We start from the raw sequence: 22,440 nt of genomic DNA, 5'->3' as shown, positions 1-22,440 counted from the left end.
ACATTTGGCCCAATTGTCGCGTGAATACCGGATGATTTATCCCATGGTTTCCCTTTCTGAGCTTTGTGCCGTCCTCGGAGCGCATTTGGTACCCGTCAATGGCCGTTCCCTACCGGCCCGGGAACTGACCGGCGTCCACGTTTCGGAGCTTGAGGACCCCACCCCCTATCTGGACGGCGGAGAGCTGCTGCTCACCACGGGCATGCCGCTGGGCGGGAGTCCGGCAGCCACGGCCCGCTACGTGGACCGGCTGCGCACCAAGGGAGTCCACGCCCTGGGCATCGGACTGGGCCCCTGGCTCACCAATGTGCCCCGCTACCTGTCCGAAGCCTGCGACGAGGCGCAGATCCATTTGCTGGCGGTGCCCGACGGCGTGCCCTTCCAGAATGTGTCCCGCTCCTTCTGGCGGCTCTCGGCCCGCAGCGGCGAGGCAGAGCTGCTGGGCAGCCTGGGAACCCAGACCTCCCTTGCACAGGCGGCCATGCGCCCCGGCGGTGCAGCCGCCGTCATCCGCGGCCTCGCCCAGGCCCTGGGCGGATGGGCAGCCTTCCTGCCCTCGGACACGGAACCGGAGAGGTACTGGCCGGAGAGCACCGGCGCACTGCTCCCCCTGCTGCGGGAGGAGACCATCCGGCTGAACCGGGCCGGCACCCATTCGGCGGCGACCTTCGAACTGCACGGCCAACCGGTGGTGGAGTACCCCATCGCCGCCGGCAGCCGGATCCACGGCTTCCTGGCCGTGGGGCCCGGCCGGAAGCTCGCTGCACCGGACCGCCAGGTCATCATGACCGTCTGCACCCTCCTGGCGCTGAAGGCCCGTCAGCGGGAGGCAGCGTCCAGTGCCGCTTCCGTACTGGAAACCGCCGTCGCCAAGCTGGTGCTCCACGGACACACAGAGGCAGCGCGCATCCTGGCTGAGGATGCAGGGCATCCCGAGCTGCCGCGCCGCGTGCGGGTCCTGGCACTTAGCGCCGGAGATTCCGCGGCCCCGGAACAGCTGGCAGCCGCTGCCCCGGCCCTTGCTCCGGCGCCCGGGGTGCAGCCGGTCCCCAACGGAGTCACAGGCTGCACGCTTCGCCACGAGCGGGACGGCGTGCTGTACGTGCTCCTGCCCGAAGACGGGAGAGCGGACAACCCGAAGGAGGCCCCGTACGCGGAAACGGTCCCGGGGCTCTCCGGCGCCGTCAGCGATCCAGTTAGCCTGGCGGAAGTACCGGGCGTCCTGGCCGGGCTCCGGCGGGCACTGAGCCAAGCCCCTTCCGGAACCCTCGCGGGCCTGGCCGCGCCCGCCAACGCCGCGGCACAGGTCTGGGTACAGTCACTGGCGGCATATCCCCGCGCGGATCTGGTGGGCACCGTCACCGAATACCTGCGGCACCGGGGCCACTGGGAAAACGCGTCGCGCGCCCTGGGCATCCACCGCAACTCCCTGCGGCACCGGATGGCCCTCGCATCGTCCCTGCTCGGCGTTGACCTGGACGACCCGGATGTCTTCGCCCCGCTGTGGCTGGAGCTGCGTCAGCGGGAGAGGTAGCCTCCGGCGTCCGCACTTCCGGCAGCCGGCTCCTGCAGCCATTTCAGGACGTCTTCCGTGTGCTGTCCAAGCCTGGGCGGAGCGTCCGTCCGCGGAGCCAGGGCAGGCTCCCACTGGGCAGGGTGACGGATCTGCCGCCCGGCCGGAGCGCCGTCGGAATCCGTCAGCTCAAGTACCGGGTCCAGGCCGAGCGACTCGGCGTAGGCGATCCCCTCATCGATGCCGGCAACTTTGCCCGCGGGCACTCCTGCCCGGCTCAGGCGTTCCTGCCAGTGCGCGGCCGGCGCGGCGGCGAGGTATGTCTCCAACAGCGGAATCAGTTCCTCCCGGTGCTGCACCCGGGCACTGTTGGTGGCGAACCGTCCATCCAGGGCCAGCTCGGGAGCACCCAGTTCGCGGGCCAGCCGGGCGAACTGCGAGTCGTTGCCGCACGCCACCGCCAGCGGGACGTCCTCGCAGGCCAGCAGCTGGTACGGAACTATGGAGGGATGGGCGTTGCCCATGCGGCCCGGAACCACGCCGGCGCCAAGGAAAGCCTGCGCCTGGTTGGCCAGGGCCCCCTGCAGGCTGGAGAGCAGGTTGAGCCGGACGTGGGTTCCCCGGCCGGTCGCCCGGCGGGAAAGCAATGCCGCCAGCACCGCAGTCACGGCGTCCTTTGCGGTGAGCACGTCCACCAGGGCTACCCCGGCTTTCATCGGCGTTCCCCCGGGCTCACCGGTGATGCTCATCAGCCCGCCGAGGGCCTGGACCACAAAGTCGTAGCCAGGCAGGTCACGGCCGCCCTCGTCGCCAAAACCGGAGATCGACGCGTAGACGAGGCCGGGATTGGCCTCGCTCAGCTCCGCGTACCCCAGCCCCAGTTTGTCGAGTCCGCCGGGCTTGAAGTTCTCCACCAGAACATCGGCCCGCAGCGCCAGTTCCCGGGCAAGCCGGATCCCGCGCTCGTCCGCCAGGTCAAGGCAGACCGATTCCTTGTTGCGGTTCACTGCTTCGAAGTACGTGGCACCGGTGCCGGAGAAGGGCGGGCCCCAGCTGCGTGTGTCATCACCGGTTCCCGGACGTTCAACCTTGATGACGCGCGCTCCAAGGTCCGCCAGGGTCATGGTGCACAGTGGACCGGCAAGGACCCGGGAGAAGTCAGCCACCAGGATTCCCTCCAGCGGCCGCTGGACCTTCGGCGTCGCGTCGCTGCTGGTCACGGATGGATTCCCCTTTGATTCAGATTGCTTCAGACTCCACGGTTTCCCCCACCCTAAGTACTCTGGGCCGGGAGAACCTGGTCATCTCATCCAAACCACAGGGTCAACACGCACAGAACGCATCCGCCGGCAGACAGCACTCCGCCCCGGGAGCCTGCCGGCTTCCGGGGCGGTGCGGGAGGGGGACGTCAGGCGTGCTGACCGGCGTGCTGCCCTTCGGAGATTTCTTCGACCACCTTGGCGTTGAACGCCTCAAGGTCGTCGGGGGTGCGGCTGGTAACCAGGCCCTGGTCCACCACAACCTCTTCGTCACTCCAGTTGGCACCCGCATTGCGCAGGTCGGTGGCGAGGGTGTGGAAGGACGTCAGGTCGCGGCCCTTGACTACCTCGGCGTCGATCAGCAGCCACGGTCCGTGGCAGATCGCTGCAACGGGCTTGCCTGCTTCGAAGAAGTCCCGGGCAAAGCGCTGGGCGTCCTTGTTCACGCGCAGGTAGTCGGCGTTGACGACGCCGCCGGGCAGGACCAGCGCGTCGAAGTCCGAGGCATTGGCATCCGCCACGTCCAGATCCACGGAGAAAGTGTCACCCTTATCCACTCCGTTGAAACCCTGAATGCTGCCGCTGGAGGGCGAAACCAGGACGGGCGATCCCCCGGCCTCCTTCACTGCCTCCCACGGGCTGGTGAGTTCGATCTGCTCCACGCCGTCCGTGAGCAGGAAAGCGACCTTCTTGCCGGAAATATCATGTGCTGACATTTTGCCTCCGTTCGTGGTCAGGCGGTCCGGTCTGAACCGCCTCTGCCCTCTACCCTAGGAAAAAGAGGCAAAGATAAGCAAGCTGATCTTTCTACAGTCCTCCGGCTACTGCTGCCGCAGCCCTTAGCCAGGCGCGCTGGGTGGCGGGACGGAGCGAGGCATACCGGATCTGCCCCTTCACCAGCGCAGGGTCATAGGGAATGGTCACCGCGGCCCGCGCAAGCACCTTGAACGCCTCGGCGACCCTCCGCGCCTGCGCTTCGGTGCCGTTGCGGTCGGCCTGGGAAACAATAACGACGGCGCCGCGTGCCAGCTCCGCGTACTTCCCGCCTCGTTCCTGCAGTGCTTCAAGCAGCAGGGCCCCCGCCTCGGCATGTTCCTCGACCGTGGTGGTGGCGATGACCAGCTGGTCGGTGTGATCGATCATGCGCAGCCATCGCTCCGCACTTTCGTCGTTGCCGGAGTCCACCACGTTCAGGCGGAAATACTTGGACGCAACGGAATGCAGCGCATCGAAGTCAGCCCTGGTGACTTTCTGTTCCGAGGCCAGGACGTTCGGATTGGAGCGCAGGACGTCGTACTTGTCATCCGTCTGGTGATGGACAAACTTGGCGAGCATTGCCGACTGGGCTGCCGGGGAGAGCAGCAGCCCGGTCTCCGGCAGCAGGTCCATGACGGTGGCATCGTGCTGGGCCTGTTCAGTACGCCAGCCCAGGGTGCCACGGGTCTCATTGTTGTCCCAGGCCAGGACCGGGCCGCCCCCGTTGCGGGCGAAGATGGCGGCGAGCATCACCGTTGTGGGCGTCTTGTTCGCACCGCCCTTGCCGTTGACCACGGAGATGGTCCGCGGACCCGGCCAGTGCTGGCTGACGATGCGGGTATCCCGGCGCTCCTCCAGTTCCCGTGCAGACGGCGCTATCCGGATGCCCAGGGATGCCAGGAAACCGCGGAATCCACGGGCGGCCGGAATCCGGGCAGTCTGGGTGTCAAGGAAGGTTGCACGGCGCACGTCGTTGGGTTCCCCGCGCACCGCGGCACGGGTACGTTCGCGGAGGTCGCCCGGCATCTGGGCGGGCTCCAGCGGCAGGCCTGCTGGATGCCCGGCAGCGGCTTCAGTCGATTCGCTGTCCTGGATCTCAATCTCCTGCTGTGCGCCGGCAGGCGGTGCTACCGGAAGTTCGGGAAGTACGACGGCGAGCGGCTGGCCGCCGGTGCCTATGCCGGGCTCATAAGCGGGTTCCGGCTCAGGCTCCGGCGGGAAGGCCTGCTCCGGCGCGGGCTCGGCCCGGAAGATTCCCGGGGACTCGGGCGCCGGCTGGGCTCCAACCTCCGCTTCAGGATCCGGATCCGGATCCGCTGCGGGCTCAGGCTCGGGTACGTCCTCAAATGCCGCCCCGGCCTCATGTACGGGCTCCGGCGCGGGAACCGGCTCGGCCTGATAAAGCGGTTCAGCCTCAACCAGCGGCTCATAGCCGATTACGGGCCCAGCCTCCGTTACCGGCTCGGCTTCGGGCGTCACTGCTGCTTCATCCGCCGCGGACACAGCGTCCGGCTCCCGGCCTTCATTCCCGCCGCCTGAACCGCCATTCCTGCCGTCTGGATAGGAGTCCTCGAGCAGCACGCCCGGAGAGGCGGCAGAAGTATGGACGTCCCCGCCGTCCTGCGCTCCGGCCGGCTCCGCTGCCGGGCCGATTCCCCAGGAACGCAGTTCCGCCCGGGCGCGGCGCCTGGACGGAAGCGTTTCGTCCTGCGCCCCTGCCCCCTGGCCGGCGCTGTCCGAATCCCGGGCCTCCCTGCCCTGCGAAGCGCGCCGCTCGGCGCCGCCCGCAGTGCCGGGCACGGCACGGTTTTGCGCTGCGCGCCGGGCTCGCCGGGTCGGCAGCGCCTGCTCGTCAGCGGCGGGGTTGTTCTCTGTCATCGGGTCTGCATCTTTCGTTCCGTGCTCGGGCGATTGACTTAGGACGGCGTTCTTCCAGTGATCCTACAAGCCGGCCCCCTTCGCGCCGGGCGGGGCACTGCGTGTCACCGCCACTTTCCGGCGGCCTCGTTCGGCGGGCCGGCGTGCGGCTTCCCGGGACCGGGCACCCTGAAGCACCCTGGAAACCAGAAAACCCCCGGGAATCTCGAAGATCCCGGGGGTTTTGCTCTGTAGCGGTGGGGAGGCTCGATCTCCCGACCTCACGATTATGAGTCGTGCGCTCTAACCAACTGAGCTACACCGCCATAAATGAGTCAAGCCCGCGTGCTTCGCCTAGTGTTGAACAACAGGCTTACAAACGCGGACCCTCCCATTGAGAGCCCCGACCGGGAATCGATCCCGGGACCTCCATCTTACCAAGATGGCGCTCTACCACTGAGCTATCGGGGCATCGCCCCTCACCGGGGCAACGACATAAGACTCTACCAGTACTTTCTCCGCATCACGAAATCGATTCGGACCAAACCCGGCATCTGTGATTGAAGACACTCTCTTCGCAGGTCAGCGGCCTGTCTTACGGCCCATGGAAGCTACTGCGGACATAGACTTAAGGACAGGAAACAACAGGGTTTCCACACCGCCGTTTCCCCGCCGGCAGTACCAGATTCATACAGGAGTGCGCGGATGCCAAGGCAAATGGGTCCCGGGACGGTAGTGGGCGGCAGATACCGCCTGCAGGAGCGGATCGGTTCCGGTTCCATGGGATCGGTGCACCGTGCGGTAGATGAACTGCTTGGCCGCGACGTCGCCGTAAAACTCATTGCTTCCCTTGCCCGTACGGAGGAAGAACGCCGACGGAACGAAGCCGAGGCGAAAGTCCTGGCCCAGCTCAACCACCACAGCCTGATCACTCTGTTCGACGCCGGCACGGAGGTCTCGCCGTCCGGCACCTCGATCGTGTGGCTGGCCATGGAACTGGTGCAGGGCTCGGATCTGAGCCGCCGGCTGGCCAAGGGCAAGCTGCCCTCCCGCCAGGTGGCACACCTGGCGTACGACCTGGCAATCGGGCTGGACTACATGCACCGCGGCGGCATTGTGCACCGGGACATCAAGCCCGCGAACATCCTGCTGTTTGACTACCGCGAAGACGAAACCCGGCTGCGCGCCAAACTGACGGACTTCGGCGTAGCCCAGATGGCCGGGGACCCCAACCCGCAGGGCGACGAGTTCACCGGGACCGCAGGGTTCATGAGCCCTGAACAGGTCCGCTCCGAACCGGCCGGCCCGCCCAGCGACGTCTACTCGCTGGGCCTTGTGCTGCTGCGCTGCCTGACCGGAGAACGTGCTTTCCCGGGCATGGCGGTTGAAAGCGCCCTGGCGCGCCTGTTCCGCGGCCCTCAGATCCCTGAGTCCCTGGGACCGCAGTGGACTGGGATCCTCCGCCCCATGACCTCCATAGACCCCGCTGAGCGGCCCTCGGCCCATGAGGTGTCAGAGGCGATGCAGGATCTGGCCACCGCAGGCCGCGGACGCCGCAGCACCGCCGCAGGTGAGGATCCCGACCGGATCCGTGCGGCGGAGGAGCACGGTGCTGCCTCGGAGGCGGAAGCAGATCCGGTGCTGGACCGGATCACCGCACTCGCTGCCCGGCTGCTGGGTGTACCGGTGGCTGCAGTTTCAATCGTGGGCAAGGACCGGGTGTGGACCATGTCCGGCAGCGGCACGAGCCGCGGTTCTGCCCCGGCGGGCGCATCCCTCTGCCCTGTGACCGTGCGTGAGAACACCCCGTTCATTGTCGATGACGTACAGCAGGATCCGCGTACCGCGGGCGACCCGCTTGTGGTCACCTCCCCCGGGTTTGGCTTCTATGCCGGAGTACCGCTGCGCACCACCGAGGGCCTTGCCATCGGCACCCTGTGCATCATGGACCGCAAGGCCCGCAGCCTCACCGGCGAACAGGAAGCAACTCTGCGGGACCTCGCCGCCCTGGCGGCGGACGTGCTGCAGCTGCGCCGGACGGTCAGGAACGTCCGCAACAGCGAAGCACCCCTGTCCGGCGAGCTGACTGTGGCAGACTGACCCGAAACCGCGCCGGCAACGGCAACGAGCGAAAAGGGGCAGCGTGGAACAAGACAGCAACCCGGTTATCCCGGCAACGTGGGAGTTCCTGACCATGGCCATCGGAGCTGCCATCCTGGCGCTCACCGTCGCCGCCGTCATCTCACTGGCCCGGGACAAGACCCTGGCCGCGGGAGTGAAGCTCCTGTGCCTGCTGGGTATCCTCGCGTTCCCCGTCCTGGGACCGGCCGCGTGGTTCTTCCATCGCTACCGCTCCCGGCGAGCCCGGACCCAACCGGCAACGGAGCGCATCAACCGGGCTTAAACGCAGGAAGGGCGCCCCGAAGGACGCCCAACCTGCCAGTGATTCTTAGTCGCGGAAACGCGGCTTGCGCGCACCGGCGCCGGCGCCGGCCGGCTTGCTGAAGCTGCGGTCGCCGTCGAACTTCTTCTTGTACGGGCGGTCCGAGCCGCGGTCACCGAAGGAACGCTCGCCGTCGCGCTTCTTGAAGTCCTTCTTGAAACCGCGGTCAGCGCGGTCGTAGGAGCCGCCTTCGCGGGAAGGACGGCGTCCCTTGTCCAGTTCCAGGTGGATCAGCTCGCCGCCGATCCGGGTGCGGGACAGGGCACGCAGCTGGTCCTTTGAAAGGTCAGCCGGCAGTTCCACGAGCGTGTGGTCGGCGCGGATGTCGATGCCGCCGATCTGCGAGGATGACAGGCCGCCCTCGTTCGCGATGGCGCCGACAATCGAACCGGGCATAACGCGCTGGCGGCGTCCGACGGCGATGCGGTAGGTCGCATTGCCTTCGGTCAGCGGGCGCGTCGGGCCACGGGAGCCGAAACCGTCGTTGCGGCCTTCGGAACGCTCGCGCTGGCGGGCCGGTGCCTGCGGAATCTCTTCCATCAGCAGCGGGCGTCCGCCCTGGGCCATAACGGCCAGTGCAGCGGCGATTTCCTCGGCGGGAACGTCGTTCTCGGCGATGTACTTGGTGACCAGGTCACGGAAGACGGAGAGGTCTTCGGTGTTCCGGGTTTCGGTGATCCGCTCGGAGAACTTGGCCAGGCGCTTGGCGTTGACAACGTCAACACCGGGCAGCTGCATGTGCTCAACGGGCTGGCGGGTGGCCTTCTCGATGGCACGCAGCAGGTACTTCTCACGCGGGGTCATGAAGAGGATGGCGTCGCCGCTGCGGCCTGCACGGCCGGTACGGCCAATGCGGTGCACGTAGGACTCGGTGTCGTGCGGGATGTCGTAGTTGAAGACGTGGCTGATGCGCTCGACGTCCAGGCCGCGGGCGGCGACGTCGGTGGCAACCAGGATGTCGATCTTGCCGTCGCGCAGTGCTTCGACGGTACGCTCGCGCTGCTGCTGCGGGATGTCGCCGTTGATGGCGGCCGCCTTGTAGCCGCGGGACTTCAGCTTGTCAGCCAGGTCCTCGGTAGCCATCTTGGTGCGCACGAAGGCGATGACGCCGTCGAAGTCCTCGGTCTCGAGGATGCGGCTCATGGCGTCCAGCTTGTGCGGGCCCATGACCTGCACGTACCGCTGGCGGGTGTTCACGCCGGTGGTGGTCTTGGACTTGACGGTGATTTCAGCCGGATCGTTCAGGTACTTCTTGGCGATCTTGCGGATGGCGCCCGGCATCGTGGCGGAGAAGAGGGCAACCTGTTTCTCATCCGGGGTGGTGGAGAGGATCTGCTCAACGTCTTCAGCGAAGCCCATGCGCAGCATTTCGTCTGCTTCGTCCAGGACCAGGTACTGCAGGTTGGACAGGTCCAGGGAACCCTTGGAGATGTGGTCGATCACGCGGCCCGGGGTACCCACAACAACCTGTGCACCGCGGCGCAGGCCGGCCAGCTGGGGGCCGTAGGGGGAGCCGCCGTAGACGGGCAGGACGGTGAAGTCGTCCATGTGCACGGCGTAGGAGGTGAAGGCCTCGGCTACCTGCAGGGCGAGTTCGCGGGTGGGGGCCAGCACCAGGATCTGGGTGTCCTTGGTGGGTCCGTTGACCTCGGCGAGCTCTGCCATGCGGGAGAGTGCGGGAACGGCGAAGGCTGCGGTCTTGCCGGTACCGGTCTGGGCCAGGCCCACGACGTCGCGGCCTTCAAGCAGAACGGGAATGGTGGCTGCCTGGATGGGCGAGGGGGTCTTGTAGCCGACGTCGGTCAGCGCGGCGAGGATGCGTGCATCCAGGTTGAAATCGGAGAACAATACCTGGGCTTCTTCAGCTTCAACGGCAGTGTTTTCTTCGACAATTTCTTGGGTGTTTTCAGGCAAGGGATATTCCTCATCAGTGGGGCCGGACAGCCGGTTTGACGGCTGTGAGTACGTAAGTCCGGGCACTGTTGCAATCCCAGGCAGGACTCTCCGTCACAGCTGTGGGCCTGTATCACTGGGTTGCGATTCGCGGCTCGGTGTGACGATTTCTTTGCCGGCGCTCCCAGGAGATGAATCTGCCCGCATGTTTTATGCGGGCCCCAACACAACGTACCTGCAAATGGACTCTAGTCCGCAGGAAAATCAGGGAATACCGGAGTGGGGGATTCCTCAAGTGTACGGCATTGCGGCCGGTACCCCCGCAGAATAGCGCAGTGAGGTCCGGCACACAGCCTAAAATGCGTCTTGGGCAGCGGGCTGCCGACGCAGTACCTTGCGAATTTCGGGCGACAGGTACATGCCCTCCGAATGCGCCTCTGACAAGCGGGAATGCTGCTCAGCGGAGAGCCCTTCGAACACGTCTGCCACGGTGACACCGTGTTCCGGGCGGCAGATGATTTCCACTGTATCTCCGGCGTGGATTGAACCCCGGGAAACAACGCGCAGGTAGGTTCCCAGCCGTCCGGCCGCGGCGAACCGTGCCACCCACTTCGGCTGGCCCATGTACTGGGCAAAGTTGCGGCAGGGGGTGCGCGGGCACGTCACTTCCAGCACAACGTCCGTGCCAATCCGCCACTGCTCCCCCACCACTGCTCGGGACGCATCAATCCCCGCCACCCGGAGGTTCTCGCCAAAGCGGCCCGCCGGCACAGGCTCACCCAGTTCCGCTGCCCAGTAATCCGCGTCCTCCTGCGAGTAGGCGTAAACGGCCTTGGACTCACCGCCGTGGTGCCTGCGGTCGGCCTGCACGTCGCCGGTCAGCCCCAGTGCGTAAACCTTCACGGGTCCTTCAACCGCCCGCTTGTCGATGGCGCTAACTCCGACCGCGTCGGTGGTGGGCCGCAGGGCGTGCACGCGGCAGATAGCCAGGAGGGATCCGGTAGTCATGGGCAATAGTCTAGGTGCGCGGTACCTGGATTGCGCCGGAGACCGGTGCGGCGCGCCACCAGCGGCGAGGCCGGTCCGGCCAGAGCAGGGCAAGGAACCAGGCGAGCATGGCGGCACCGCAGAAGACCCCCGCGCTGGAGGCCATCAGCCACGGTTCCGGGATCTGGGAATCAAGGCTCTCTGCGCCAAGCAGCCTGCCGATTCCCTTGGGCGTGAGGTAGAAGGCCGCGGCCGTGGCGACGAGCAGAACCCATCCCGTGAGACGCATGGCCCGCCGCTGCCGGGGCAGTCCCCGAACCGCTGCACCAGCCAGGGGCAGGAAGAGTGCCGCCCATACCCAGTGGTGGGACCAGGAGACCGGCGAGGCCAGCAGCATCAGCAGTGCCGCCGCGGTGAGGGCCAGCAGATCCATCCCGGCCATTGTTGCCAGCCGGATGATGACGGCGGCGGCCGCCGCAGCGGCCAGGCACAGCAGCAGCCACGGAACGGTAACGTCCGCCTCCGGACCGGCGAAGTGCAGCAGAGCTCCGCGGAAGGAGAGGTTGTCCACATACGCTCCTCCGCCCACCCGGGAGGTGTCCGGGAGCAGTTCCCCCCAGTAGGTCTTTGATTCCCGGGGCAGGATCAGGAACCCCAGACCGAAGGTGGCAAGGAAACCAAAGGCCATGTTCCGCAGGCCGCGCCAGTCACCGCGCACCAGATAGTAGAACGCGAAGGCCAGCGGTGTGAGCTTCAGTCCGGCTGCCACTCCGGTGAGCAGGCCCCGCGGCCACTGCTCGCTGCGGTTCAGGAAGTCGACCATCACCATCGCAAACAGGATGATGTTGATCTGTCCCAGGGCCAGGGTGTCCCGCCACGGCCCGAGGGCAGCTATCAGGCCGAACGCCACGATGGCTGCCGGCCGGAGCCAGAACCCCCTCAGCACGGACCTGATGCTTCCGGAACCGCTGAAGTGCGCCACGAGCCACAGCGCAGTCAGGGCGGTCAGCGCCAGGGAGAGACCAAGGAAGATGTTGAAGCCGATGACGTCGCCAAAGGGTGCGAGAACCGCAAACAGCAGGGCAGCCGCAGGCGGGTACGTGAACATGAGGGAGGGATTGGGCGGGTTGGGGATTCCGACGGAATACAGTTCGCCGCTGGCTTTCAGGACCGTCTGGCCACCTGCCACGTAAACCCGGAAGTCGATGCCGTCCCGCGGCGCAAGGACCATGGCGAGGGCCAGGAGGCCGGCGCAGACCGCAGCCGCACCGAGCACCAGCGCCGCCCCCGCGGCCTGAGAACGCAGTCCCTGCGCCATCTGCTTCCCTCCTGTGCTGCCGCCGTTCGGCGAGCGGGCGAGCGAGGGACACTCTACCTGCCTGCTCCGGCGCAGATGGCTGAAGAGGGGGATTTTGGCCCTGATGTCCCGTAAACAGCCGGGCGGGGTCCTGCCGCGGCGCAGGTCATGTTCAGGCAGTCCGGCCCCGACTGCCGCTACCGTAGTCAGTGAACGGGATGCCTGCGCAGCCTGCAGCGGCGGACGGATCCCACAAAGGAGACCCAGCGTGAGCAAGACACATCCACTGACCCCGATGCCCGCCACCATGCGGCTGGCCACGGCGGCCTGGCTGGTTGCCGCCGTCGTCCTGATCCTGGCCGGTGGCTCTTTCCTGTTTACTGCGCAGACGCAGCGGCAGGATTCCCAGGGCCTGCTGACCCTGGGAATCCTGGGGATCGCCCTCGGCGCCCTGACCGCTTTCTATGCCCTGCGGCTCCGCCGGGGAAAGCGAAGCAGCCGGGAAACCCTAACCACCCTGGGGCTCATAGCCGGTGTTCCCCTGCTGTTCCGCGGCCCTTCGCTCATTGCGCTGGGCGCACTGCTCCTGGCCTGTGCCGTGCTGCTCTGGCTGCCGCAGAGCACCCGCTTCTACGCCACGACGGACCCCAGGGTCCGGCGGCGCCGGCTGACGGGGCGCCGCTGAGCGCAGCACGCCGGCGGAATCAGAGCTGCTTCAGCGCCTGGTCCAAATCCGCGATGAGGTCCTCAATGTCCTCAATGCCAACGGAGAGCCGCAGCAGGTTCTCCGGAACGGCCAGTTCAGTACCCTTTACAGACGCGTGGGTCATTTCCGAGGGGTAATTCATCAGGGATTCGACGCCGCCCAGCGACTCAGCCAGGGTGAAGACCTTCGTGGACTCCGCAACCTTGCGGGCTGCCGCTTCCCCGCCCTTAAAGCTAACCGAGACCATGCCGCCGAAGTCCTTCATCTGGGCCTTCGCGAGGTCATGCCCGGGATGCTCTTCCAGCCCCGGATACAGCACCGACTCGACAGCAGGCTGTTCCTTCAGCCACCGGGCCACCGCCATGGCGTTGGAAGAGTGCCGGTCCATGCGCACCCCCAGGGTCTTCAGCCCGCGGGTGGTCAACCAGGCTTCCATCGGAGCCGAAACGGCGCCCACGGCGTACTGGATGAACCCGATCTTCTCGGCGGCGTCGTCGTCGTTCAGGATCACTGCCCCGCCAACCGCGTCTGAGTGGCCGCCAATGTACTTGGTGGTCGAATGCACCACAATGTCCGCTCCGAAGGAGAGCGGCTGCTGCAGGTACGGAGAAGCGAAGGTGTTGTCCACTACCAGGAGGGCACCGGCGTCGTGTGCTGCCTGCGCAACTGCGGCGATGTCGGAGATCTTCATCATCGGGTTCGACGGCGTTTCCAGCCACACGATCCTGGTGTTCCCCGCGGCGATAGCCTCCTGCAGGGCCGCGGTATTGGACATGTCCACGGCTGCGTTGGTGATGCCCCACGCTGAAAGCACCCGGTTGATCAGCCGGTAGGTTCCGCCGTATGCATCGTTGCCCAGGACAATGTGGTCCCCGGGCGCCAGCAGGGCGCGGATCAGGGCATCCTCGGCCGCCAGGCCGGAGCTGAAGGAGAACGCATGGCGTCCGCCTTCCAGGGCCGCGAGCTGTTCCTGGAGCGAATCCCGGGTGGGGTTGGTGCCGCGGCCGTATTCATAGCCGTTGCGCAGTCCGCCAATCCCGTCCTGGGCGTAGGTGGTGCTCTGGTACAGCGGCGGAATCACGGCACCCGTGGTGGGGTCCGGGGTCTGTCCGGCGTGGATGGCGCGGGTGTTGAAGCCTTCAGTCATGGTTTTCCTCCTGTGCCGGCGCGGCGGCGGTCGGGGCTTGTGGGTCTAGGCGCTGAGGTAGGAGAGCAGGTCGCGGCGGGTAAGGACGCCGTGCCAGGTGCCGCCGGAGGCGACCAGCAGGGTGTCCGCTTCGGCCAGGCGTTCCATGGCAGCTGACACGGATTCACCGGCACCGATCTGCGGCAGCTTGGCCGAGAGATGGTCACCGACCGGGTCCCCGGGCTTTGCTTCGCCGCGGAAGAGCTTTTCGCTCAGCGAGCGCTCGTCCACCGAGCCGTGCACTTCGCCCAGGACTGCCGGCGGCTCGTGGGACAGCACCGGAAGGCTGCCGCCGTGCCGGGACAGCAGCTCCACGGCTTCCAGGACGGTGGCGGTCTTCGGGACGTACGGGGCATCCCCGCCGCCGCGGACAGCGAGCACGTCCGCAACAGTGGCGTCCTGCTCCGTCTCGGCCAGGAAACCGTGGGACTTCATCCAGCCGTCGTTGAAGATCTTGCCGATGTAGCCGCGGCCGCTGTCCGGCAGCAGGACCACCATGACGTCCTCGGGGCCCAGGTCCTTGGCGGCGCGCAGGGCGGCTACAACGGCCATGCCGGAGGATCCGCCCACCAGCAGGCCTTCTTCACGGGCCAGGCGGCGGGTCATGGCAAAGGACTCGGCGTCGTTGACGGCGATGACCTCGTCAGGAACCGAGGGGTCGTAGTTGCCCGGCCACATGTCCTCGCCCACACCCTCGACGAAGTACGGGCGTCCGGTGCCGCCGGAGTACACAGATCCTTCCGGATCTGCGGCGATGATCCGAACCGGTCCGGAAGCGCGGTCCGCGGAGACTTCCTTCAGGTAGCGGCCGGTGCCGGTGATGGTTCCGCCGGTGCCTGCACCTGCGACGAAGTGGGTGAGCTTTCCCTCGGTGTCGTTCCAGATCTCGGGACCGGTGGACTCGTAGTGGCTGGCGGGGGCAGCCGGGTTGGAGAACTGGTCCGGCTTGTAGGCGCCGTCGATTTCCCGCACCAGGCGGTCGGATACTCCGTAGTAGGACTCGGGGCTTTCGGGGGCGACGGCGGTGGGCGTCACCACTACCTCGGCACCGTAGGCACGCAGTACGTCGCGCTTTTCAACACCAACCTTGTCCGGTGTGACGAAGATGCAGTTGTAGCCCTTCTGCTGGGCCACCAGTGCCAGCCCGACGCCGGTGTTGCCGCTTGTCGGTTCAACCACCGTCCCGCCCGGGCGGAGTTTGCCTTCCGCCTCGGCCGCTTCGATCATCTTCACGGCGATGCGGTCCTTGATGGATCCGCCGGGATTGAGGTACTCCAGCTTCACCAGCACCGTGGCTTCAATGCCTTCGGTGACGTGGTGGAGTTTCACCAGCGGGGTGTTGCCGATCAGGTCCAGGACAGTGTTGGCATACTTCATGGGCACCACGTTACTGGCTGGGCCGCGAAGGAACAGGCCGTGCTGAACACGGCGTAGCAAACTTGCTTACTGTCGGCGTTGTTTTGGGACAGAAGTTCACACCGGACGTGCGAGCATGGTGGCATGTCTTCCGGTTCGGCCTGCATGCGCGGTGAGTTTGAATCCTCCCGCCCACTGGATATGAGCCGAACCCTGGGGACCGTGGCCTTCGGTGCCTCCGACCCCACCGTGCAGGTTTCCCCAACCGGGGCGTGGCTGGCGTTCCGCACCGCTGCCGGGCCCGCCGCGCTCTGCCTTCGGCAGCACGCCGGGGCGCTGCGCTCCCCCGCCCGGGTTTCCGCCCAGGCCTGGGGGCCGGGCGCCGAGGAAGCACTCGCCTCCGTCCCAGCGCTGCTCGGTGAACAGGACGACTGGTCCTCCTTCGACGATCCTGGTTTCCTCGCGACCCTGCCTGCCGGAATCCAGGATGCCCGACGGCATCATCCCGGCCTTCGGCTGCCCAGCACCGGAAGGATCCTGCAAACCCTCATACCGGTGGTGCTGGGCCAAAAGGTGACGCAGATGGAGGCAGTCCATGCCTGGCGCTACCTGGTACGGCGCTTCGGCGAACCCGCACCCGGACCGGTTCCCCCCGGTTTGATGCTCCCTCCCGATGCCGCCGGATGGCGGCGCATCCCCAGCTGGGACTGGCACCGCGCCGGAGTGGATTCACACCGTTCCCGCACCATCCTGCGCGCCTGTGGATCGGCGTCGGGCCTGGAGCGCCTGGCAGCCGAACCGCTGGGGGACGCGGTGAGTGCCAGGCTCCAGTCCCTGCCCGGCATCGGCCCCTGGTCTGCGGCGGAGATCCTGCAGCGCACCCATGGTTCACCGGACCACGTTTCAGTGGGCGACTTCCACCTCGCCGCGTACGTGGGCGCGGCCCTCACCGGCAAGCGGACGGACGACGCCGGCATGCTGGCGCTGCTGGAGCCGTGGCGCGGACATCGCCAGCGGGTGGTGCGCCTGATCATCCTCACCGGTTTCCGCAAACAGGCCTACGGACCCCGGCTCACGCCGCAGGACCACCGCAGGCACTGACCGCTCCCCCGGCCACCGGTTCGCCTAAAGTTGGGTAAATGAGCGCACCCGTAGACCTGACAGCCGTATTCATTCCCAACCCCGGAGAGTTCTTCCGGGTCAAGCTGGCCCTGGAGATCGCGATCGAGCAGGTCCAGGCCGAACCCGGCTGCCTCCGTTATGAGATCACCGAGGAGTCCGAAGACCGGATCGTCCTGACCGAGCAGTGGGCATCCGAAGATGACCTCGCCCGGCACTCCCGCGGGGCCGCCAAACAGGACCTGGATGAGTCCCTCAGCGCCCTGCTGGCAGAACCGGTGGCACTGCACCGCGGCTAGGCCCGGTACACGGAGCAGTTCCCGGGGCGCCGCGGCGGCCCGGGAACTGTTTCCGGCGGAAGCCGGGGCCTGCTACGGGCTGATTTCAAGCCGGTGGACGGACTCCGGTTCAGCGCCGAAGCGCCGCAGGACCGCAGCCACTGCTTCTTCGTGCTCGTCATCCACTGACGCGTACACGCGCATCCGGTCCTCGAAATCCAGCTTCCGCACGTCGGCGCGGAATATTTCGGTATGCACCCGGCCGGTGTAAACGGTGGTTTCCATCAGTTCGATGGACCGTGCACCGGCCATTAGCAGTGCATCGCGCAGCCCGTCGATCCGATCGGTGTTGACGATCGCACTGATTACATGCCGGGGCTCGCCCGGCTGAACCGCGTTGGCTTCCGGCGCATCCGCACCGCGGCCGCTGGTGGTCGGGTGGGTGGTGACCCCGCTGAGGGAATAAGCGGCCTGGCCCTGCTGCACCTTGTCCAGGGAATCCTGCTCCGGCCCCGGTTCGCGCAGCCCGATCGTCCGGTTGATAAGCGCTGCCGCAAGCCAGCTGAGCACAAATGAGAAGGCCACCACACAGACGATCGCCACCGTCTGGTGCCACAGCAGGATCCCGCCTCCCCCGGCGAACAGACCGTCCGCGCTGACCGGGTTGACCCTGCTGTCGGCAAAGAACCCCAGCATGAACGAACCGATCAACCCACCCACGAAATGCACGGCAATCACGTCCAGCGCGTCGTCGTAGCGCAGCAGGTGCTTGAGCCGGACGGCGAAGCAGCAGACGCACCCTGCGATCAGTCCGATGAGCACCGCGGACCCCGTGTTCACGTAGCCGGCACACGGGGTGATGGTGGCCAGGCCGGCGACCGCCCCGGACACCGCGCCGACCAGCGTGGAGTGGCCGCTGGTCAGGCGTTCCACAATCAGCCAGGTGAGCATGGCGGAGCCGCCAGCCACGTGGGTGTTTACCAGCGCCTGCGCTGCGATGTCATTTGCCTGCAGGCCGTCTCCTGCGTTGAACCCGAACCAGCCGAACCACAGGATGCCCGCACCGACCAGCATCAGCGGCAGGTTATTGGGTGAGGTCTTGAGGTTGGGCCATCCCCGGCGGCGTCCCACCACCAGCAGGACCGCCACCGCTGCGGCGCCCGCGGAAGCATGGACCACCAGGCCGCCGGCCCAGTCCTGGGCACCGAGCTGCGTTAGCCAGCCCTTGGGATTCCACAGCCAGCGCGCCACCTGCGGATAAATCACAATCGAGAAGACCACCAGGAATATGGTCCAGCCGGCAAACTTCAGCCTTCCGGCAGTGGCACCCGTAAGCAGGGCCGGGGTGATAATGGCGAACATCATCTGGTAGGCCACAAACGCCAGGGCGGGGATAGTCACACCCGCCGTTACGGTGTGGAACTGGGGAGTATCCACATCGATCAGTGCGAAGGCATCGAACTCTCCCAGGACTGAGTTCCCCTGGTTGCTGAAGGCCAGCGTGTAGCCCACCAGCACCCACGTGAGAGTGATGACGCCGAGCGGAATGATGTTCTGCATCATCATGGTCAGGACGTTCCGCACGGGAACCATTCCGCCGTAGAACAGTGCCAGGCCGGGCGTCATGAACAGCACCAGTCCGGCGCATACCAGCACCCAGGCGGTATCCGCCCCGTTCACTGCGCGGCTCCGGGCCCGTGGGCATCTCTGTCCGGGGGCGGCGGGGACGTGCCCCGGTCCAGGGCTGTCACAGCATCCCGGCGTGTGAGGAGTTCGCGCATGGTGTCCCCGCTTCCAACTCGTGTCCCGCATGAGTGGTGCTGCCGGAGGTCCATGAAGCTGGAGGGGTGTCTCCGGCCCATCGAGTCTAGCGACGCGTGTTCTGCGGGCGGAAGGTGCGGGCGCGCAAAGGACCGCCGGGGAACGCAATTCGAGCTCGTGCCGTCCCGGCGGCCCTGTGCGGAACGTGCCTAGTTGGCGTTGGAGCCCGTGACCCCGTGCGGATCGATGACGTACTTCCTGGCGGCGCCGGAGTCGAACTCCCGGTAGGCCTCCGGTGCGTCGTCAAGGCGGATCGCGGTGGCGTTCACGGCCTTGGCGATCTGCACCCGGTCATTCAGGATGGCCATCATCAGATCGCGGTTGTACTTCATCACCGGACACTGGCCCGTGGTGAAGGACAGCGACTTCGCCCAGCCGGTCCCCAGGCTGAGGGACAGCGAGCCAACCTTGGCAGCCTCGTCCACACCGCCCGGGTCGCCCGTGACGTAGAGCCCGGGAATGCCCAGCGCCCCGCCGGCCGCAGTGATATCCATCAGCGAATTGAGCACCGTTGCGGGGGCTTCCTGTCCCGCTCCGTGTCCGTGCCCGCGGGCTTCAAAGCCCACCGCATCGACACCGCAGTCAACCTCCGGGACTCCCAGGATCTGCTCAATCTGGTCCCTGGGATCGCCCTTGGAGACATCCACGGTTTCGCAGCCGAAGCTGCGTGCCTGTGCCAGCCGGTCCTCGTTGAGATCACCGACTATGACGACGGCGGCACCGAGCAGCTGCGCGCCGGCAGCGGCTGCCAGACCCACCGGGCCGGCGCCGGCGATGTAGACCGTGGAACCTGTGCGCACGCCCGCGGTGACGGCTCCGTGATATCCGGTGGGGAAGATGTCGGAGAGCATGGTCAGGTCCATGATCTTCTCCATCGCCTGGTCTGAATCCGGGAACTTGAGCAGGTTCCAGTCTGCGTAGGGAACCAGTGCGTACTCCGCCTGGCCGCCTACCCAGCCGCCCATGTCCACGTAACCGTAGGCGCTGCCGGGCCGGTCCGGGTTCACGTTCAGGCAGATCCCGGTCTTGCGTTCCTTGCAGTTGCGGCAGCGGCCGCAGGAAATGTTGAAGGGGACGGAAACCACGTCGCCCACCTTGATGAATTCGACGTCGGGGCCGGTTTCCACCACCTCGCCGGTGATTTCGTGGCCCAGGATCAGGTTGGGCGGGGCCGTGGTGCGTCCTCGGACCATGTGCTGGTCGGAGCCGCAGATGTTGGTGGTCAGGACTTTCAGGATGGCTGCATGGGGCAGTTTCCGCCCCACATTGGCCGGGTTGACGCCCGGGCCGTCTTTCAGTTCGAAGGTGGGATAGTCGATGTCCTGGACTTCCACAACACCGGGTTCGATATAAGCAACTGCTCGATTACCGCTCATTGGTATTCCTCGCCTTGTAACCTTGGTCGACGTTGACTGGGTTCCCCGGCAGGCGGGCAGCCGGCGGCCGCACAGCCCCCCGGGTTGTCCGAGACTACAACCCAAAAGTGCGGGCGGCTAGGGCGAATATGTGCCCGTGAAATCCCAATCCGTGCACGGTTCGGGACGTTAAAGCACAGCAGGGAGCTCCTCCGCTTGGAGGAGCTCCCTGCTGAAGCTTGTGCTGTGGGCGGCTAGCTGGCCTGCCCGTCCTGGCCTGCTGCTGCCTGGCCCTGTTCCTGGGCCGCAATCTGCTCGTGGACAGCCTTCATGTCCAGTCCCTTAACTGCTTCAACCAGTTCGCTGAACTGGTTGGCGTTGAGCGCGCCGGGCTGGGAAAACACCAGCACCTTCTCGCGGAACGCCATCAGGGTGGGAATGGAGGTAATCCCGGCGGCAGCGGCCAGGCCCTGCTCTGCCTCGGTGTCCACCTTTGCAAAGGTGATGTCCTCGTGCTGCTGCGAGACGGCGTCGTAAACCGGTGCGAACTGCTTGCACGGGCCGCACCAGTCCGCCCAGAAGTCAACGAACACAATGTCGTTTTCCTCAATGGTTTCGGGGAACGTTGCCTCGGTGATGTCAATAGTTGCCATACCAGCCACGCTATCCCCCCAGCTGGACGATGTCTGCAATTGTTCGCTCTGCGGTGAAGAACCGGATCAGCTGATGGTGGAGAATCCCATGTGCGTCACCTTGGCGATCACGGGCAGCGCCTCACGGAGTTTTTCGCGCTCGCCGGTGCCCAGCTGGCCCAGGAGGTCCGAAAGCAGCGATTCCCGCCGCTGGGTCTCCACTGCCAGTTTGTGGCGCCCGTCAGGTGTGAGGCTGACCCGGACGCCGCGTGAATCCTCGGGGTCCGGGCTGCGCCGCACCAGGCCGGCATGCTCAAGGCGGATGATCTGCTCGGTTGCGCTGGGAACCTTGACGCCCAGGTTCCTGGCTATATCCGAGACCCGCATGCCCTCAGCAGCGACCATCCGCAGCGTACCGAGCTGGTTGGAGGTGATTCCGAACTCCGTGTCCATGTGGCGCACGAGGAAGACGGCTTCGCGCAGCGCTTCCCGGAATTCTTCGGCAAGGCGGTCCAGAGCCAGGTCCTCTTTCATGCTTAGAAACACTAGACGGCCTAGTCACATAGTTCTGGGGGGCGTGCCCATAACGGCTGCTTTTGTGCCGAGATTTTGCTGCGGACTGCTTCCTGTGCCCCCGGGACCTGCGAAAACAAAAAAGAACATCCCCGGTCCTGGGACCGGGGATGTTCTCTCTTCGGTGGCAGATGAGGGATTCGAACCCCCGTAGGCATTGCCAGCTGATTTACAGTCAGCCCCCTTTGGCCGCTCGGGTAATCTGCCGAAGGCCTTCTTGCGAAGACTTTGTCCGCGGTAACCGCGGGCAAGACAACTTTACAGAACATTCGGCCAAGAATCGAATCGGGCCTCCGGGCTACAGTCCGCGGGCAATCCGGGCGCTGATCTGGGCGTAGAAATGCTCTGCCTGCGCCGCCGTCACGCTGCCCCAGGCAACGGCGTTGGCGAGGTCCTGCCGGACACCCGCCAGGCGTTCTGTCCGCTCCCGGGCCTCAGCGTCCTGGACCGGAAGAACCGTCACGGCGGCGTCATCCCCGGCAGGAACAAAGACGGCCGCTTCCTGAGGTTCGCGGGCCTGCGCCGATACCGTGCCCACTCCGGTCACCGAGACAGCCGCGAGCACTGAGGATGCCGCAGCCTGCCGCAGCCGGATTCCGGCAGAGCGGCGCGGCGACGCGGCGGACACCTGCGCTGCCGCCCCCGGAGGGAGCGGCTTTCCCGGCGGCACGGGAGCCTGTCCCTGCTCGGCAGCCGGCACGGCTGTACGCGGAGGTTCCTTCGGTTCGGTGGGGTGCGTGCTCATGAATCCCACCCTTTCCCAGCCAGATGGGAGGACTGTCCACCGCGGCTGGATACTTCCTGTGAGCATCCGAGCTGCCCGTGGGCTGCGCCCACCTATTAGGCTGGTGCACAGGAGAAGTCCACCTATCCATGTACATAAGGAGCGCACTATGGCCAGCGAGTCATCATTCGACGTCGTCAGCAAGATCGACAAGCAGGAAGTCGCGAACGCCCTGAACCAGGCGCAGAAGGAAATTGCGCAGCGCTACGATTTCAAGGGCGTCGGCGCAGAGGTCGATTTCAGCGGCGAGAAGATCCTGATGAAGGCGAACTCCGAGGAACGTGTCAAGGCCGTCCTGGATGTCTTCCAGTCCAAGCTGGTCAAGCGCGGAATCTCCCTGAAGTCCCTCGATGACGGCGAGCCCTATGCCTCCGGCAAGGAGTACCGGATCGAAGCCTCCATGAAGGAAGGCATCGCCCAGGACCAGGCCAAGAAGATCAACAAGATGATCCGCGACGAAGGCCCCAAGGGCGTGAAGTCCCAGATCCAGGGCGACGAGCTGCGCGTCAGCTCCAAGTCCCGCGATGACCTGCAGGCCACCATGGCCATGCTGAAGGGCGCAGACCTGGACGTTGACCTGCAGTTCATCAACTTCCGCTAAACCTTCGATCCGTCCGCACACAAC

At 66.2% G+C, this 22,440-nt stretch carries 20 protein-coding genes and 3 tRNA genes; 7 read left to right on the top strand and 16 right to left on the bottom strand.

Annotated elements, in window-relative coordinates; all coding sequences use genetic code 11:
* Window positions 1–43 precede the first annotated feature (43 nt).
* Window positions 44–1,534, top strand: a complete 1,491-nt coding sequence (locus tag ABFX29_RS07875; RefSeq protein ID WP_152226377.1) for a PucR family transcriptional regulator — start codon at window positions 44–46, stop codon at window positions 1,532–1,534.
* Here the strand turns inward: ABFX29_RS07875 and ABFX29_RS07870 are convergent.
* The 5 genes from ABFX29_RS07870 to ABFX29_RS07850 all read right to left on the bottom strand — a co-directional run bounded on the left by ABFX29_RS07870 (window position 1,519) and on the right by ABFX29_RS07850 (window position 5,856).
* On the bottom strand, window positions 1,519–2,733 hold the full coding sequence (locus ABFX29_RS07870; protein WP_246167263.1) for a CaiB/BaiF CoA transferase family protein: 1,215 nt from the start codon (window positions 2,731–2,733) through the stop codon (window positions 1,519–1,521). The genes ABFX29_RS07875 and ABFX29_RS07870 overlap by 16 nt on opposite strands.
* 188 nt (window positions 2,734–2,921) lie before the next feature.
* Window positions 2,922–3,488: a type 1 glutamine amidotransferase domain-containing protein gene (locus tag ABFX29_RS07865; protein ID WP_152226375.1), complete on the bottom strand. Its 567-nt coding sequence runs from the start codon at window positions 3,486–3,488 to the stop codon at window positions 2,922–2,924.
* A gap of 91 nt (window positions 3,489–3,579) precedes the next feature.
* On the bottom strand, window positions 3,580–5,406 hold the full coding sequence (locus ABFX29_RS07860; RefSeq protein ID WP_211372340.1) for an AAA family ATPase: 1,827 nt from the start codon (window positions 5,404–5,406) through the stop codon (window positions 3,580–3,582).
* Between the two features lie 231 nt (window positions 5,407–5,637).
* Window positions 5,638–5,711: transfer RNA gene (locus tag ABFX29_RS07855), tRNA-Met, on the bottom strand.
* A gap of 73 nt (window positions 5,712–5,784) precedes the next feature.
* A tRNA-Thr gene (locus ABFX29_RS07850) sits at window positions 5,785–5,856 on the bottom strand.
* A 234-nt stretch (window positions 5,857–6,090) separates the two neighbouring features.
* Between ABFX29_RS07850 and ABFX29_RS07845 the strand changes: the two genes are divergently transcribed.
* Both ABFX29_RS07845 and ABFX29_RS07840 read left to right on the top strand, forming a co-directional pair.
* Window positions 6,091–7,485, top strand: a complete 1,395-nt coding sequence (locus tag ABFX29_RS07845) for a GAF domain-containing serine/threonine-protein kinase (RefSeq protein ID WP_152226373.1) — start codon at window positions 6,091–6,093, stop codon at window positions 7,483–7,485.
* 43 nt (window positions 7,486–7,528) lie between these two features.
* Entirely contained in the window at window positions 7,529–7,789 is a 261-nt protein-coding gene (locus ABFX29_RS07840; RefSeq protein WP_152226371.1) for a PLD nuclease N-terminal domain-containing protein, read from the top strand.
* 45 nt (window positions 7,790–7,834) lie between these two features.
* On the opposite strand, the gene ABFX29_RS07835 is transcribed toward ABFX29_RS07840, so the two are convergent.
* From ABFX29_RS07835 to ABFX29_RS07825, 3 genes are all read right to left on the bottom strand, one after another.
* A complete protein-coding gene (locus ABFX29_RS07835) occupies window positions 7,835–9,742 on the bottom strand; it encodes a DEAD/DEAH box helicase (RefSeq protein WP_152226369.1) in 1,908 nt (635 codons plus the stop codon).
* A gap of 333 nt (window positions 9,743–10,075) precedes the next feature.
* The gene (locus ABFX29_RS07830) at window positions 10,076–10,729 is read right to left on the bottom strand and encodes an MOSC domain-containing protein (protein ID WP_152226366.1); all 654 of its coding nucleotides are present in this window, start codon (window positions 10,727–10,729) and stop codon (window positions 10,076–10,078) included.
* Window positions 10,730–10,739: 10 nt separating this feature from the next.
* On the bottom strand, window positions 10,740–12,026 hold the full coding sequence (locus ABFX29_RS07825; RefSeq protein WP_170287718.1) for a glycosyltransferase 87 family protein: 1,287 nt from the start codon (window positions 12,024–12,026) through the stop codon (window positions 10,740–10,742).
* A 247-nt stretch (window positions 12,027–12,273) separates the two neighbouring features.
* Here ABFX29_RS07825 and ABFX29_RS07820 point away from each other — a divergent pair, with 247 nt between their 5' ends.
* A complete protein-coding gene (locus tag ABFX29_RS07820; protein ID WP_152226362.1) occupies window positions 12,274–12,690 on the top strand; it encodes a hypothetical protein in 417 nt (138 codons plus the stop codon).
* A gap of 19 nt (window positions 12,691–12,709) precedes the next feature.
* Here the strand turns inward: ABFX29_RS07820 and ABFX29_RS07815 are convergent, their stop codons facing one another.
* On the bottom strand, window positions 12,710–13,858 hold the full coding sequence (locus ABFX29_RS07815) for a cystathionine gamma-synthase (protein ID WP_152226360.1): 1,149 nt from the start codon (window positions 13,856–13,858) through the stop codon (window positions 12,710–12,712).
* A gap of 45 nt (window positions 13,859–13,903) precedes the next feature.
* Window positions 13,904–15,274, bottom strand: a complete 1,371-nt coding sequence (locus ABFX29_RS07810) for a cystathionine beta-synthase (protein WP_152226358.1) — start codon at window positions 15,272–15,274, stop codon at window positions 13,904–13,906.
* A 123-nt stretch (window positions 15,275–15,397) separates the two neighbouring features.
* On the opposite strand from ABFX29_RS07810, the gene ABFX29_RS07805 reads away from it, so the two are divergent.
* Window positions 15,398–16,354: a DNA-3-methyladenine glycosylase family protein gene (locus ABFX29_RS07805; RefSeq protein WP_152226356.1), complete on the top strand. Its 957-nt coding sequence runs from the start codon at window positions 15,398–15,400 to the stop codon at window positions 16,352–16,354.
* A gap of 38 nt (window positions 16,355–16,392) precedes the next feature.
* Window positions 16,393–16,671: a putative quinol monooxygenase gene (locus tag ABFX29_RS07800; protein ID WP_152226354.1), complete on the top strand. Its 279-nt coding sequence runs from the start codon at window positions 16,393–16,395 to the stop codon at window positions 16,669–16,671.
* A 72-nt stretch (window positions 16,672–16,743) separates the two neighbouring features.
* Here ABFX29_RS07800 and amt read toward each other — a convergent pair whose 3' ends face one another.
* The 6 genes from amt to ABFX29_RS07770 all read right to left on the bottom strand — a co-directional run bounded on the left by amt (window position 16,744) and on the right by ABFX29_RS07770 (window position 21,776).
* The gene (gene amt, locus ABFX29_RS07795; RefSeq protein ID WP_211372339.1) at window positions 16,744–18,330 is read right to left on the bottom strand and encodes an ammonium transporter; all 1,587 of its coding nucleotides are present in this window, start codon (window positions 18,328–18,330) and stop codon (window positions 16,744–16,746) included.
* Between the two features lie 290 nt (window positions 18,331–18,620).
* Window positions 18,621–19,847 carry a formaldehyde dehydrogenase, glutathione-independent gene (gene fdhA / locus ABFX29_RS07790; protein ID WP_152226350.1) on the bottom strand — a complete coding sequence of 409 codons (1,227 nt, stop codon included), beginning with the start codon at window positions 19,845–19,847 and terminating at the stop codon, window positions 18,621–18,623.
* 233 nt (window positions 19,848–20,080) lie between these two features.
* On the bottom strand, window positions 20,081–20,479 hold the full coding sequence (gene trxA, locus ABFX29_RS07785) for a thioredoxin (protein ID WP_091602462.1): 399 nt from the start codon (window positions 20,477–20,479) through the stop codon (window positions 20,081–20,083).
* A 66-nt stretch (window positions 20,480–20,545) separates the two neighbouring features.
* Window positions 20,546–20,992, bottom strand: coding sequence for a MarR family winged helix-turn-helix transcriptional regulator (locus tag ABFX29_RS07780; RefSeq protein ID WP_152226348.1), 447 nt, complete (start codon window positions 20,990–20,992; stop codon window positions 20,546–20,548).
* A 164-nt stretch (window positions 20,993–21,156) separates the two neighbouring features.
* A tRNA-Tyr gene (locus ABFX29_RS07775) sits at window positions 21,157–21,238 on the bottom strand.
* Between the two features lie 91 nt (window positions 21,239–21,329).
* Window positions 21,330–21,776, bottom strand: a complete 447-nt coding sequence (locus ABFX29_RS07770; protein ID WP_152226347.1) for a hypothetical protein — start codon at window positions 21,774–21,776, stop codon at window positions 21,330–21,332.
* Window positions 21,777–21,924: 148 nt separating this feature from the next.
* On the opposite strand from ABFX29_RS07770, the gene ABFX29_RS07765 reads away from it, so the two are divergent.
* A complete protein-coding gene (locus tag ABFX29_RS07765; protein WP_055239270.1) occupies window positions 21,925–22,416 on the top strand; it encodes a YajQ family cyclic di-GMP-binding protein in 492 nt (163 codons plus the stop codon).
* Window positions 22,417–22,440 lie beyond the last annotated feature (24 nt).

The sequence above is a fragment of the Arthrobacter gandavensis genome, from assembly GCF_039528575.1.
GTDB classification, from domain to species: Bacteria; Actinomycetota; Actinomycetes; order Actinomycetales; family Micrococcaceae; genus Arthrobacter_B; species Arthrobacter_B citreus_B.
This window is presented reverse-complemented; position numbering and strand designations above follow the sequence as displayed.

Bases quoted from the DNA above. Each gene is read 5' to 3' on its own strand.
- ABFX29_RS07805 (WP_152226356.1), top strand. From the start codon at position 15,398: ATGTCTTCCGGTTCGGCCTGCATGCGCGGTGAGTTTGAATCCTCCCGC.
- ABFX29_RS07865 (WP_152226375.1), bottom strand. From the start codon at position 3,488: ATGTCAGCACATGATATTTCCGGCAAGAAGGTCGCTTTCCTGCTCACG.
- ABFX29_RS07800 (WP_152226354.1), top strand. From the start codon at position 16,393: ATGAGCGCACCCGTAGACCTGACAGCCGTATTCATTCCCAACCCCGGA.
- ABFX29_RS07810 (WP_152226358.1), bottom strand. From the start codon at position 15,274: ATGAAGTATGCCAACACTGTCCTGGACCTGATCGGCAACACCCCGCTG.
- ABFX29_RS07815 (WP_152226360.1), bottom strand. From the start codon at position 13,858: ATGACTGAAGGCTTCAACACCCGCGCCATCCACGCCGGACAGACCCCG.
- ABFX29_RS07770 (WP_152226347.1), bottom strand. From the start codon at position 21,776: ATGAGCACGCACCCCACCGAACCGAAGGAACCTCCGCGTACAGCCGTG.
- trxA (WP_091602462.1), bottom strand. From the start codon at position 20,479: ATGGCAACTATTGACATCACCGAGGCAACGTTCCCCGAAACCATTGAG.
- ABFX29_RS07765 (WP_055239270.1), top strand. From the start codon at position 21,925: ATGGCCAGCGAGTCATCATTCGACGTCGTCAGCAAGATCGACAAGCAG.
- ABFX29_RS07845 (WP_152226373.1), top strand. From the start codon at position 6,091: ATGCCAAGGCAAATGGGTCCCGGGACGGTAGTGGGCGGCAGATACCGC.
- fdhA (WP_152226350.1), bottom strand. From the start codon at position 19,847: ATGAGCGGTAATCGAGCAGTTGCTTATATCGAACCCGGTGTTGTGGAA.
- ABFX29_RS07860 (WP_211372340.1), bottom strand. From the start codon at position 5,406: ATGACAGAGAACAACCCCGCCGCTGACGAGCAGGCGCTGCCGACCCGG.
- ABFX29_RS07830 (WP_152226366.1), bottom strand. From the start codon at position 10,729: ATGACTACCGGATCCCTCCTGGCTATCTGCCGCGTGCACGCCCTGCGG.
- ABFX29_RS07780 (WP_152226348.1), bottom strand. From the start codon at position 20,992: ATGAAAGAGGACCTGGCTCTGGACCGCCTTGCCGAAGAATTCCGGGAA.
- ABFX29_RS07875 (WP_152226377.1), top strand. From the start codon at position 44: ATGGTTTCCCTTTCTGAGCTTTGTGCCGTCCTCGGAGCGCATTTGGTA.
- ABFX29_RS07825 (WP_170287718.1), bottom strand. From the start codon at position 12,026: ATGGCGCAGGGACTGCGTTCTCAGGCCGCGGGGGCGGCGCTGGTGCTC.